13 protein-coding genes are annotated in these 12,739 nt (G+C 40.2%); 5 read left to right on the forward strand and 8 right to left on the reverse strand.

All coding sequences use genetic code 11. The features are described from left to right. Positions 1 to 105 precede the first annotated feature (105 nt). Both VJ09_RS04495 and VJ09_RS04500 read left to right on the forward strand, forming a co-directional pair. Entirely contained in the window at positions 106 to 1,062 is a 957-nt protein-coding gene (locus tag VJ09_RS04495) for a DUF1385 domain-containing protein (protein ID WP_044640429.1), read from the forward strand. Between the two features lie 36 nt (positions 1,063 to 1,098). Beyond that, positions 1,099 to 1,371, forward strand: coding sequence for a hypothetical protein (locus tag VJ09_RS04500; protein ID WP_044640430.1), 273 nt, complete (start codon positions 1,099 to 1,101; stop codon positions 1,369 to 1,371). 91 nt (positions 1,372 to 1,462) lie between these two features. On the opposite strand, the gene VJ09_RS04505 is transcribed toward VJ09_RS04500, so the two are convergent. The 5 genes from VJ09_RS04505 to VJ09_RS04525 form a co-directional block, all read right to left on the reverse strand. Next, complete coding sequence (locus tag VJ09_RS04505) at positions 1,463 to 1,789, reverse strand: protease complex subunit PrcB family protein (RefSeq protein ID WP_044640431.1); 327 nt, start codon at positions 1,787 to 1,789, stop codon at positions 1,463 to 1,465. Beyond that, positions 1,789 to 2,745 carry a patatin-like phospholipase family protein gene (locus VJ09_RS04510; RefSeq protein WP_044640432.1) on the reverse strand — a complete coding sequence of 319 codons (957 nt, stop codon included), beginning with the start codon at positions 2,743 to 2,745 and terminating at the stop codon, positions 1,789 to 1,791. Before VJ09_RS04510 ends, VJ09_RS04505 begins: the two co-directional genes overlap by 1 nt. A 113-nt stretch (positions 2,746 to 2,858) precedes the next feature. Next, positions 2,859 to 3,659, reverse strand: coding sequence for a hypothetical protein (locus VJ09_RS04515; RefSeq protein ID WP_044640433.1), 801 nt, complete (start codon positions 3,657 to 3,659; stop codon positions 2,859 to 2,861). Between the two features lie 81 nt (positions 3,660 to 3,740). Continuing rightward, the gene (gene mntR / locus VJ09_RS04520; protein WP_044640434.1) at positions 3,741 to 4,181 is read right to left on the reverse strand and encodes a transcriptional regulator MntR; all 441 of its coding nucleotides are present in this window, start codon (positions 4,179 to 4,181) and stop codon (positions 3,741 to 3,743) included. Positions 4,182 to 4,408: 227 nt separating this feature from the next. Continuing rightward, complete coding sequence (locus VJ09_RS04525; protein WP_044640435.1) at positions 4,409 to 4,876, reverse strand: hypothetical protein; 468 nt, start codon at positions 4,874 to 4,876, stop codon at positions 4,409 to 4,411. 176 nt (positions 4,877 to 5,052) lie between these two features. On the opposite strand from VJ09_RS04525, the gene hutH reads away from it, so the two are divergent. Continuing rightward, positions 5,053 to 6,576 (forward strand): histidine ammonia-lyase, encoded by a 1,524-nt coding sequence (hutH, locus tag VJ09_RS04530; protein WP_044641591.1) that lies wholly within the window; start codon positions 5,053 to 5,055, stop codon positions 6,574 to 6,576. A 25-nt stretch (positions 6,577 to 6,601) separates the two neighbouring features. Next, positions 6,602 to 6,802: a hypothetical protein gene (locus VJ09_RS04535; protein ID WP_044640436.1), complete on the forward strand. Its 201-nt coding sequence runs from the start codon at positions 6,602 to 6,604 to the stop codon at positions 6,800 to 6,802. Between the two features lie 314 nt (positions 6,803 to 7,116). Here VJ09_RS04535 and VJ09_RS04540 read toward each other — a convergent pair whose 3' ends face one another. Together VJ09_RS04540 and VJ09_RS04545 are read right to left on the reverse strand one after the other, a co-directional pair. Beyond that, the gene (locus tag VJ09_RS04540) at positions 7,117 to 7,719 is read right to left on the reverse strand and encodes an NAD(P)H-dependent oxidoreductase (protein WP_044640437.1); all 603 of its coding nucleotides are present in this window, start codon (positions 7,717 to 7,719) and stop codon (positions 7,117 to 7,119) included. A gap of 149 nt (positions 7,720 to 7,868) precedes the next feature. Beyond that, on the reverse strand, positions 7,869 to 8,606 hold the full coding sequence (locus VJ09_RS04545) for a metallophosphoesterase (protein ID WP_082050403.1): 738 nt from the start codon (positions 8,604 to 8,606) through the stop codon (positions 7,869 to 7,871). Between the two features lie 142 nt (positions 8,607 to 8,748). On the opposite strand from VJ09_RS04545, the gene VJ09_RS04550 reads away from it, so the two are divergent. Continuing rightward, positions 8,749 to 9,198 (forward strand): VOC family protein, encoded by a 450-nt coding sequence (locus VJ09_RS04550; RefSeq protein ID WP_044640438.1) that lies wholly within the window; start codon positions 8,749 to 8,751, stop codon positions 9,196 to 9,198. Between the two features lie 119 nt (positions 9,199 to 9,317). On the opposite strand, the gene VJ09_RS04555 is transcribed toward VJ09_RS04550, so the two are convergent. After that, positions 9,318 to 12,581 (reverse strand): vitamin B12-dependent ribonucleotide reductase, encoded by a 3,264-nt coding sequence (locus VJ09_RS04555; RefSeq protein ID WP_230199089.1) that lies wholly within the window; start codon positions 12,579 to 12,581, stop codon positions 9,318 to 9,320. Positions 12,582 to 12,739 lie beyond the last annotated feature (158 nt).

The raw sequence follows: 12,739 nt of genomic DNA on the forward strand, positions 1-12,739 counted from the left end.
AAACCATTGAGCGGTCGAAATACCACAATAAGGCACAACATACTCCATCTACTATGGTAGAGTAAATAAAGTTCTAACTTTTATATAAAACGGATGGTGACTCAATTGTCTAATAAAATCATTCCCTATGGTGGGCAAGCCGTCATCGAAGGAGTCATGTTCGGAGGTCAACATACTCAAGTAACAGCAATTCGTCGAAAAGATGGCTCCATCGAAACTTTTGAAATGGAAAAAAAATCATATGGATTAGTCCAAGCGCTTAAAAAAGTTCCTATTTTACGAGGATTAGTTGCATTGATTGAATCAAGTGCACTAGGTGCCAAACACATGCAATATGCATCCGAAAAATACGAACTAGATGAAGGCGATGACGAACCACAAAGCGAAATAGATTCAAACAGCTCTAATTGGTTCATGTGGCTTAGTGTTGCTGTAGTCGGGATTCTCTCTCTTGTATTTGGGAAGGTACTCTTTACTGCATTACCAGCATGGTTGGCTAGTGTTTTATTTGATCGCTATGTGGAGAATCTCATTTTACAAAACTTGATAGAGGGTGCGATCAAGATCCTCTTACTCCTTCTCTACCTTTGGGGAATCTCACAAACTCCTATGATAAAAAGGGTTTTTCAATATCATGGTGCAGAACACAAAGTGATTAGCACCTACGAGAGTGGGGAAACATTGACAGTAGAGAACGTACAAAAGCAATCTACACTACACTATCGTTGTGGTAGTAGCTTTATTATCTTTACCGTTCTCGTTGGAGTCGTTCTCTATTCCTTTTTTCAATACGATAATGTATGGGATCGTATTTGGACTCGGTTAATTTTGCTTCCAGTAGTAATAGGTATCTCATATGAAGTTTTGCGGATCACTAATCAAGTACGAGATATCCCCATCTTGCGTTACTTAGGTTACCCTGGTCTCTGGCTCCAAAAGCTGACCACTCGTGAGCCAAAAGATGATCAGGTAGAAGTTGCCATTGCAGCTTTTGACCGTATGAGAGAACTTGATGCGGCATATATCGAACAAGAAAAGGACCAAACAGCTTTTGTCTCTTAAGCGTTTATCTATTCTTTAAGAGGAGGGAACTATCTTATGAGAGTCATCCTCTCTCGAAACCAAAAAGCCTTTCAGATTAGCCTATTCCTTCTCGCAGCTTTAGGAGCCATCATGAATCTGATCGGTTCCCCTACGAGTACAATGATTCAACTAGGATTTCTAGGATTGATCATCTATTGGAGCAACCGTCCACCTACTTGGCTACAGCGCTTGGTAAGTGTCGGCCCCGTCGTTTATCGACAACAGCCTGTTAAGAAAGTATCTGCCAAAAAGAATCGTAAGTTCCGTGTAATTGATGGGAATAAATAACCAAAAAGGCCGCTCTCTGTTGAAGAGAAGCGGCTTTTTTGGTTACAGGCATTGTCATTTCCCACACTTTTAAACGTGTATAGTTTCAAAGTCAGTCTTTCACCTTTATCTGGACTTTCCCGCTACTCGCTCCTAAAACATAAGGATATACTACCATTTGAGGATAGATACGATTCGGATCTGGTTTTTTCTCCTCTACTTTAATTTGGATCTCTTCTTGGTTTTCTATTACTTCCACTACCTCCGCTTGAAACCCGGGATTAGGTCGCATCCCCAATGAGATGAGTAGATAATTTTGATCTTGATGTTGAAACTCATGAACTCCCTTTTTTTTCCGTTCTGAATGAAGCCAATCATTCACTTCTTCGGGTAGTTCTAACTGCTCTATATGAGAAAGAAATTGAAATCGCTTTTCCACTACCTCACCTCCTTGTTCTCATTACCAATCTGAATATTCACCCCTTTTTTCTTTCCTCTAGCTACGAGATAAGAATCGAAGGTCCAATGATTGAAAAAGAGTTCGGCTGCTTGAACACCTGATTTAAACAGGGCATCTCTGCGTTCTTTATCAATATCAAAATCGGTCAATTTCACATCTAAAGTAGGTACAAAGATCGTTCGAGCCTCATCCTTTTTAGCGATCAGCCGGTTATCATGAGCATCCATCATCGTCTCAAAAATCGCCTTGAATAAACTGATAGGACCATGTATTTGATGTGCTTTCCCCGTATTTTCCCCCATTAAGCGAAAACCAAAAGTAGGCCAACGTGGTTGCTCTTCATCGAATAACCAAATGGGGAAATTACTTAGTAATCCACCATCTACTAAATAATTATAGGTGCCATTTTTCCGATTGTAGAGAGGAAATGGTTCAAAGAAAAACGGAATATTACAACTAATTCGAACAGCTTTGGCAATAGAGAATTCCCCAGGATCGTATCCTAGTGAATCCAAATCTTTCGGGAATACAAGTAGACTCTCATTGCTAATATCGCTTACTACGATATGTAGCTCTTTTTCTTTTAAGTCTGCAAACGTCCGTATTCCCTTTGCTGCAAGCAGATCGCTAAGCCACGATTCTATTCGATCAGAGCGGTACATTCCTTTTCTAGTCAAGATACGGAGGCTAGGTCCCACAAATGGGATAAAATCATACCAAGACCCATGCAAGAAATCCGAAAAGCTTTTTTCCAACATTAATTGATAAAGCTCTTCACCTGTATACCCGGCAGCGAGCAGCGAAGCAATGATCGATCCAGCTGAGGTTCCAGCGATTCTCTTCCACTGATAGCCCTTTTTCTCCGCTACACACAATGCGCCAACCAATCCAATTCCTTTCACCCCTCCACCTTCAAAAACCGCATCAGCCCACATCTCGTTTCCTCCTTTTTTATTAGGCTCCATAACTTATCGTATGTCACCAAAAACAAATATTGTTTGGATTCCACAAGACTGTTTGTAGGGGAATTTACCGAAGTAATCTTCACTCAACTTTTCTTTTTCTTTGCATGATTTTTTGCTCTCTCTACTTTTTCCGGCTTATGATGTTTTAAATGGTTGAGAATAAATTCCTTGTATCCTAACAATCTTAGAATAAAAAGAACATTATTGTTTAATAGCGGTTGCCTATAATCACTTGGGTCAATGAGTGTAGATTTTGATTTGGACTTTATTTTTCCAGTCTTTTTAAGAGTGAATAATGTATTAGAAGTTCGTTTTTCTTGATCATCATGATGGTGTACATCAAATTTTTGTAACTCATAAAATGTGATGTTCCCCCTAAAAGTGATAAATTGGGAAGGTAAAATAGGCAACTTCTGCGATTTTATTATATGAGGAGGGGCATCTAGTGCTAAGGTATCATGATTCGTATATCGATATTCTTTTATATTTAAAATGGCAGGCTGCAAAGATCTTCTTCCATAGAACGTCTTGATTAAAAGAGTTTTTGATTTTACTGAGCAAATAAATACTATATCTGAATCAATAATACCCCTTGTTGGTGAAATTAATTTTATTCGACCAGGAATTAGTAATAGTTGATTTAGTAAGATACTAAGCAACCGATATTCAATAGGAGGTCCAACTCTTGTGTTCCACCTCTTATAAGCATGATAGGACACGGAGATCCGTGTGATATTTTTCGGTAATGATTGGTATTTATGATTTTTACTAGTGGATAATAATTTTACTATTTCATTATTACTGTTTATTCTGTTAATTCTGATAAAACTGAATCCCTGTACAATTTTTGGCTTTTTGCTCGTTAAGGCGTTTAATAAACTCATTTTGCTCCCCTCATATATGACTTTATTTTCCTAAATTTAATCCTATGAAAAAACCCAAGGAAAATCCCAGGGTTAACAGTATTACATATCTTCGATAATCTTTGCTTCCTTTGCTTCAGCTTCTTGAAGACCTTCTACAATTTTTGGATTGTTCTCAAGAAATTGGACTAAGCTTTCTATACATGTGATGGAGTCCCAACTGAGATGATGCTCAATACCTTCCACATCCGTATAAATGTTCTCTTCCTGGACACCAATTAATCGTAAGAACTGCTCCAATAAATGATGACGATCTACAAGACGCTTTCCTATCTTTTTCCCTTTAGGAGTAAGCATCAAACCGCGATATTTCTCATAAATCAAATAACTACTCTGATCTAATTTCTGCACCATTTTGGTCACGGACGAGGGATGTACTTCCAACGCTTCCGCAATATCAGAGACTCTCGCATAACCTTTGGTCTCTATTAATTTATAAATATTTTCTAAGTAGTCTTCCATGCTGGACGTCGGCGCTGGCATGAACAGTTCCCCCTAACATAAAACTTTTCATAGACTTCATTTTATCATAGTGAAAGTTTGGAAGACAAACGAACTTACTTCATCATTAATTGTTTTGAGAATCGTCTAATTAGACGACCATTCCTTAATTGACCGATGATCAAGGGGTTCGCTTGCCTTCTTATATGTTGAAAAAATTTTTGATCTATTTTACAGAACAAAACTTATCTACTTTCAGCTTTGATCGATCAACTCCCTACAGGTCTAGCAAGAAGACGAATAGTGTCCAATAAAATTAGTCCACTTTTCAAAACAAATACGACTAATATCTTTCTGGTAGTTTTCGGTGGAGGTGGGACAATGGTATAATAATTCAGATATTTGGGTGTATTAGTGGATGGGATTTCTAATAATAATGGAGTAATCCGTAGATTGTTCCCGTTGGCATCTTGATAAGCTACTACTGCTTGTAGCGATGCATCCCCTTGACGAGGAGTCGCATTGAACACTCGAAAATAGAGATAGTATGCCATGTTCGTCTGCGGTAGAAATGGTTGTCGTTGAGATACAATCGCATCTCCCGATAAGGCTTTCATTAAAAGCGCTGAGTCCCCTTTAATAAGAGGATTCGAGACTACTCGAATTTGGGAGCCTTTCCAAGGTGCCAAACCTTGCCGAAAATCACTATTTTTCACCAGGTTTTTACTAGCTGCCACAAGCATTTCCCCTTTCTATTAAAAACTTCTTTTCTATCTTATGTATGAGAGGAGTGTTTGGCGTGGACGAACATGGAAATATGATTTCAACCGAAAAAGGAAGATCAGTTAAACATGCTGATCTTCCTTTTTCTTTGTCTCTTTATCCAAATAACATAGGAAAGGATACGGTAAAAATGCGAGAAATAATTCTAGATGGACAGAAACTTACCTTTTTTGATTATGAGCAAATAGTGAACTACCGTCTCCCGATCCGATTAGCGCCTGAGGTCTATGTTCGTATGAATGCATCCCGACAATATGTAGAAGAATGTCTTCGTGAAGGCCGTGTTGTATATGGAATCACCACCGGTTTTGGCAAATTTAGTGATCAGGTGATTCCAGTAGAAGATGCGTCCCTTCTACAAGCCAACCTTTTGATGAGCCATGCTTGTGGAGTAGGAGAGCCTATCCCCATTGAAATAGTGAGAGGCATGCTACTATTGCGTATTCAAGCATTAATCCAAGGATATTCTGGTGTTCGTCCGATCGTCGTGGAAAGACTTGTTCAATTTTTAAATGAAGGATTATATCCTGTAGTCCCTTCACAAGGGTCACTGGGTGCTTCAGGAGATCTAGCCCCTCTGTCACATATGGCTCTTCCCATTATCGGTTTAGGAGAAGTTCATTTTAACGGCAAGCAAATACCTACAATGGAAGCTTATCAACAGCTTGGATGGGAACCACTCACCTTAAAAGCAAAAGAAGGACTCGCACTGATAAATGGTACCCAATTTATGGGAAGTTACCTCACCAATGTAATTTTAGAGGCTCATAATCTACTCCTAGCAGCGGACATTATTGGTGCGCTCACTATGGAGGCCTTACATGGAATCCCCGATGCAATGGATCCACTCCTTCATCGAGTTCGTGGGCAAAATGGGCAGATTCAGACAGCAGCTAATCTCCTTCGATTGCTTCAAAATAGTAGGGAAGTCTCAAAGGCTGGAGAACTCCGAGTCCAAGACGCCTATACCTTACGCTGTATCCCTCAAGTCCATGGTGCCTCCAAAGATGCTTTTCACTATGTAGCATCTATCATGGAGCGGGAGTTAAATGCGGTCACTGATAACCCTTTGATCTTTCCATCAGAAGAAAAAGTTCTCTCAGGAGGAAACTTCCATGGTCAACCACTAGCTCTAGCCGCAGACTTTCTTAGTATTGCAATGGCAGAGATCGCCAATATTTCGGAACGACGAACAGAACGTCTTGTGAATCCGCAATTAAGTGGGTTACCCGCCTTTTTAACGACCAAAGGGGGATTACACTCTGGCTATATGATCTATCAGTATGTGGCTGCTTCACTCGTCTCAGAAAATAAAGTACTTGCCCATCCCTCTTCTGTGGATTCGATCCCTTCTTCAGCAAATCAAGAAGATCATGTTAGTATGGGAGCATATGGTACAAAAAAATGTCATCAAATTTTACAAAATGTAAGGAAAGTTTTAGCGATAGAATATATATGTGCCGCACAAGCGATTGAGTTTGGTTCAAAACGATTAGGCAAAGGCACACAAGTCGCATATGACTTGCTCAGAGCATACATTCCAGAGCTTTCAGGAGATAGAATTGGCTCAGAAGATATCCAGAAAGCGACAGAGATCCTGGCGTCCAAGAAATTGGTCGAAAAAGTAGGCAAAGAGATCGAAATCTGTTTATAATAACGGTAAGAAAGGAGTGAAATTTTTGCGTAGATATAATCCCCATAGAATTCGCTCGCGCGATGTTTCACGTTCTTTCCGCAATTTCCAATCGAAGCAAACTAACCAATATGACGCGGAATTGGAAGATCCAATGAAAGTAGAGAACGTAGAAGCCGAATTCGAGAAATTACGAAAAGAAAACGTGCGACTAAAACAAAAATTACAAGAATTAGATGGCATCTGATGATATGTAAAGCTTACCTATATAGAAAACTATAGGTAAGCTATTTTTTCGATTATGATTTTTCTTCGAAACAAGTAAAATAACCACCAAAAGAGTATATCGACTTTCGGCTACCCATACGGAAATTTACCTGAGATTGGTTCATGTAATGAATTGCTTGGCGAACCATCTCATCTTTTTCATCCAAAAGTATCGCTCGCTATGTTCAAAAACTAGCGGGAAAAATAGTTTTATACATGTAATAAAGAACAAACAGCCACCTTTCATAATAAGAAGGGTGGCTGTTTTTAATTATATATACTTTCTAATCTACATTAACTAGGTATTCCAACCAAAGCATCCGCTATTTGATGGCAAGCTTCTTTTACTTCTAGCAACATGCTCTCTCTCGTCCCTTCCGATGCAGTAGAAGGGTCAAAAAAGAATTTATGATCCAATACTTTAAAACCAATAAACTCCAGGATTCCTACATCTTGAATAAATTGCATGCTATCAACTAGACGGGCAGATTGAAGCGTTTCCTCTTTTGCCCCAGTAGTCTGAATGACGTAAGCATATTTCCCTTTTAAGTGTCCACCTTGATAGAGTGGATCTTTTCTAGAAAACATATAGAACATAACTCGATCGATATACCCTTTTAATATAGCAGGCATACCCATCCACCAAGTAGGATGTACAAAGAAAACAAGATCCGCACCTTCTAGTAACTCATGTTCATGCTGAATTTCAGATGGGATTGTGTTTTCATGTAGACAATCAAAATCTCTTTTCTCTAAAACTGGTTGAAAATTCATTTGATACAAGTCACGAATGATAACTTCATGACCTCGTGCTACTAGGTTCGCTTCTAACGTTTTTACAATGGCATGGTTAAAACTTTCCAGATTTGGATGTGCAAGAATAACTAAAACATTCACCTTTTCATCATCCTTCAGTTAAGTTAAAAAAGCTTCTTCGATCCTAATGAAAAAATACAACCATATGGCTGCTTCTCTATCTTAACCGCTATCAGAGAAAAGGGAGGAAAACTATTTAAGATTTTGTTAACTTTTTCTTAACATAGTGATTATTTCACGATACATTTTGGCGAAAATTCAATCGCATCACAGGCTACTAGGTGACAATCTACGCCCTTTATGATCCCTTCCATCGCCTCCTGATGAGCTTCTTTTCCGTGAAGATGCCCATAGACACAATGAGAAACCTGAAACGCTTCTAGTAAATCGAGAAATTTGGATTCAGTAGCGTATTTTGAGATAGGAGGAAAATGTAACATTACGATGAGTTTTTTATCAGGATGTTCTTTAGTAGCTCCTTCTAGTGCGATCTGAAGCCGACCTGCTTGGCGCTCATATACTTTTCGATCCTCTTCTTCTGTAAAGCCACGTTCGCCTGGTAACGTCCAGCCACGGGTCGCAGCAATCACATAATCCTCTACTACCGTATAATCGGCATCTAGCCACTCCATTCGTTCTGGGAGGGCTTCCCTCACTTTTTTCTTACTTCCGGCATAGTACTCATGATTACCCGGTGAGAGAATCTTGCGTCCTGGTAACTCTGCAATCCAAGCAAAGTCATTTTTGGCTTGGTCTAGTCGCATCGCCCAGCTGATATCTCCAGGCAATAGTACCGTATCTTCTTCTTTCACCATTTCTATCCAGTTCCGTCGAATAAGATAATAGTGCTCGTCCCATCCAAATATATCCATCGGTTTATGTATATCTGTCTCAGGATTGATATGATCTGGATCCACCCGTTTCGTAAAGGATAAATGGAGATCCCCTATCGCATAAATAGATATAATTCTCGCCTTCTTCCGAACATAGTCTCGTTATCTCTATGATAGTCTTTTTTGGCTAGTTAGCAAACCCATATCATCCGTTTAGAGGTTACTCAAATGGCAATAATGGTCTTGGGACTATACCAAAACTCAGGAGGCTCATTTCATGCCAGACCAGAAAATTATTCCTTACTTGATGTTTGATGGACAAGCAGAAGAAGCGATGAATTACTACATTTCGTTATTTCAAAATGGGGAAATTTCGTTTGTACAAAGGTATGGAGATACATTAGATGATGTCAAAATGTCTATGACTGAATTAGATCAGAACAAAATCATACATGCTTCGTTTATCATTTTTGGTCAAACGTTATTTGTTTCGGATAAAGTAGGAGATTATCAGGATTTCCCAGCAGGAAGTACCATCTCTTTAACATTAAATTGCGACACAAATGAAGAGATCGAACGAATTTACAACAACTTGTCTGAAAACGGAAAGATCATGATGCCATTACAAGATACTTTTTGGGATTCTAAATATGCCGTTTTAGAAGACAAGTATGGAATCACATGGCAACAAAACCATCATAAAAATACAACAAATAAGATACAGTAAAATCTTTTAAAAAAAGGAGCCTACAGAACTTTTAACTTGAAATACTGCAACACGAATTCATAAAAAAGGCGACGGAACGCCCCCAGAAAAAGAGCGTCCAATCGCTATTTTAAAATAAATCAAGAGCATCCAGTGGTTGAGCCACAATCTAAACATACATAGCAGGAACCATTGCGTTTGGTCATCCCACCACATTCAATGCAGAGTGGTGCTCCACTACTAGCACGGATCGCATCCAAATTTCCTTCTGTATTGCTTGTTGTCTCTTGTGTCGTTTCTTTGTTTTCTACTACATTCACTTCCTCTGTATGCACCGCTGTTCCTTGTGCACGTTGGCGGAGGACATGAGAACGTAGCTCTTTTTTATCTGGTGGTACTTGGACAAAATCAGTCTTCTCTAGATATTCCATCCCCAGCAACCGGAAGATATAGTCGATAACCGAGGTAGCCATTTTAATATTTGGATGTTGCACAACACCCGATGGTTCAAAGCGAGTAAAGGTGAGTGAGTCTACATATTTTTGTAGTGGTACTCCGTGTTGAAGTCCTAGGGAGATCGCTACTGCGAAGGCATCTAACATGCCACGCATCGTGCTACCAGCTTTATGCATATCGAGAAAAATTTCTCCCAATGAGCCATCCTCATACTCTCCTGTACGAACAAAGATTTTTTGACCAGCGATGCGAGCTTCTTGGGTAAAGCCATCGCGTTTTTGCGGGAGTCGTCGCCGAACACTGGAAATAGGATGATCAGAAATCAATTCTTGTATTTCAACTTGCTCTGTTGTCTCTACTGTCTCTTTGTTCTCTTCTTCGTCGTCCTCATCATCCCCACGGGAGTTGAGTGGTTGAGAACTTTTGGAGCCATCACGATATAAAGCTACTGCTTTTAGCCCCAATTTCCATCCTTGTTCATAAGCTTCTTCAATATCTTCTACGGTTGCTTCATTTGGCATATTGATCGTCTTCGAGATTGCACCACTCAAGAATGGCTGAGCTGCTGCCATCATCCGCAGATGACCCATGTAATGAATAAAACGAGTTCCTCGTTTACCACATGGATTCGCAGTATCAAAGACAGGATAATGCTCTTCTAATAGATACGGAGCCCCTTCGGTTGTCATCTGTCCACAGATCATGTCGTTGGCTTCCTCGATTTCACGAGATGTAAAGCCTAGTTCTTTTAGGAGCTGGAAGCTAGGATCTTCATATTGTTCCTTGGTAAACCCTAAACGCTCTAGTGCAGCTTCTCCTACGGTAAACCGATTAAATGCAAATGGAAGTTCGAAGACAGTTGGGAGTGTTTTTTCAATTTGTGTGATCTCTTCCTCTGTCAATCCTTTTGCACGTAGGGTGGTTCGATTAATCGCAGAATGATTGTTAAAAGAGAGCGTTCCGGTTACATATTCCAATATGTCCTTGATTTGGTGTTCTGGATAGCCAAGTGTCTTAAGAGCAGGACGAATAGACTGATTCGCAATTTTAAAGTAACCACCACCAGCGAGCTTTTTAAATTTGACTAAAGCAAAATCTGGTTCGATCCCCGTCGTATCACAATCCATCACTAGACCAATAGTACCTGTTGGTGCTAATAAAGTTGTTTGGGCATTGCGGTAACCATGTTTTTCTCCAAACTCCAGTGCTCGATCCCATGCTTTTTGTGCTGCGGTAAGTAGATTATTTGGAGCTAGATCGGCATTGATTCCCATTGGTGCAATGGTCAAATTTTCATATGCATTCATTGGTGCAGAATATGCAGCACGACGATGATTACGAATCACACGTAACATATGCTCACGGTTGGTTTGATATCCTTTAAAGGCGCCTAATTCTTTGGCCATTTCCGCAGAAGTAGCATAGGAGACACCTGTCATCAGGGCAGTGATCGTACCAGTTATCGCAAGTGCTTTTGGTGAGTCATAAGGTACACCTAACACCATTAACAAGGTACCAATGTTGGCATAACCAAGGCCTAGTGTACGATATTCATAGGATAGTTTGGCAATTTCTTCAGATGGATACTGTGCCATCAGAACCGAGATTTCCAAAACAATAGTCCACAAACGAGCAGCATGTTCAAATGCTTCGATCTGGAACTGATTCGTCTTAGGGTCTAGAAATTTCATTAAGTTAAGTGATGCTAAGTTACATGCCGTATTATCTAGGAACATATACTCAGAACAGGGGTTGGAACCGTTAATCCGATTATGGCGAGCCCCTAGTTTTCCGTCCATTCCTGCTGGGCTTGTATGCCAATCATTGATCGTCCCATCATACTGAACACCTGGGTCGGCACACTCCCAAGCAGCCTCTGAAATTTGACGCCATAACTGTTTTGAAGGCAAAGTCTTACTCACGCGCCCATCTGTACGCCATTTCAATTCCCAATCCGATCCTTTTTCCAAGCGATCGAAAAATTCATGAGGGATTCGTACTGAGTTATTCGAGTTTTGTCCAGAAACGGTGTCATAAGCTTCCCCATTAAAGGATGGATCATAACCCGCAGCAATCAAAGCACGTACTTTCTTTTCTTCTTGTGACTTCCAAGCGATAAACTCTTCAATATCCGGATGATCCAGATCCAGCGTAACCATCTTGGCAGCACGTCGTGTTGTTCCACCCGATTTGATCGCACCCGCTGCACGATCACCAATTCGCAAGAACGAAAGCAAACCAGATGATGTCCCACCACCAGACAGAGGTTCTCCTTTACCTCGGATATTGGAGAAATTGGTTCCCGTTCCACTACCATATTTAAAAAGACGTGCTTCTCGAACCCAGAGGTCCATGATGCCCCCCTCACCCACGAGATCATCTTCTACTGATTGGATAAAGCAGGCATGTGGCTGAGGACGACCATAGGCGTTTTCGCCTTTTTTTACTTCTTCCGTCTTAGGATCTACATAATAATGACCTTGTGCTTTTCCTGTGATTCCATAGGCAAAGTTGAGTCCAGTGTTAAACCACTGTGGAGAGTTAGGTGCCGCCATCTGATGAAGTAGCATATATACTAACTCATCATAAAAAGCTTGTGCATCTTCATTACTGTCAAAATAACCATTCTGCTCTCCCCATAGACGCCAGCAACCGGCTAGACGATGAACTACTTGCTTTACACTCGTTTCGGATCCAGTCACTACTTCTCCCTTTTCATCTCGAATAAGCTCTCCATTTTTATCCTGTTGTGGGACGCCAGCTTTCCGAAAATACTTCGAGACCAAGATATCCGTAGCTACTTGCGACCAACTAGAAGGGACTTCCGCATCTTTCATCTCCAAGACAAGGGAACCATCCGGGTTGGTAATACGGGTATTGCGCTTTGTATACGAAATCATATCGAAGGGACTCTGCCCTTTTTTCGTGAAATAACGTTGAATTTTCAAATTATATTTACACCTCTCCAAATTCAGACACAATATGTAGTGCTTAAACTATCCATATAACTACTATATATTGATATAGATTCGGAGTCTAGCTTCAGAAAATTAGAAGTTTCTTTTGCAAGTATCCGTGTTAAAATGTGTGAAAGCGCTCTCGTTAG

The organism is Risungbinella massiliensis (assembly GCF_000942395.1).
GTDB classification, from domain to species: domain Bacteria; phylum Bacillota; class Bacilli; order Thermoactinomycetales; family Thermoactinomycetaceae; genus Risungbinella; species Risungbinella massiliensis.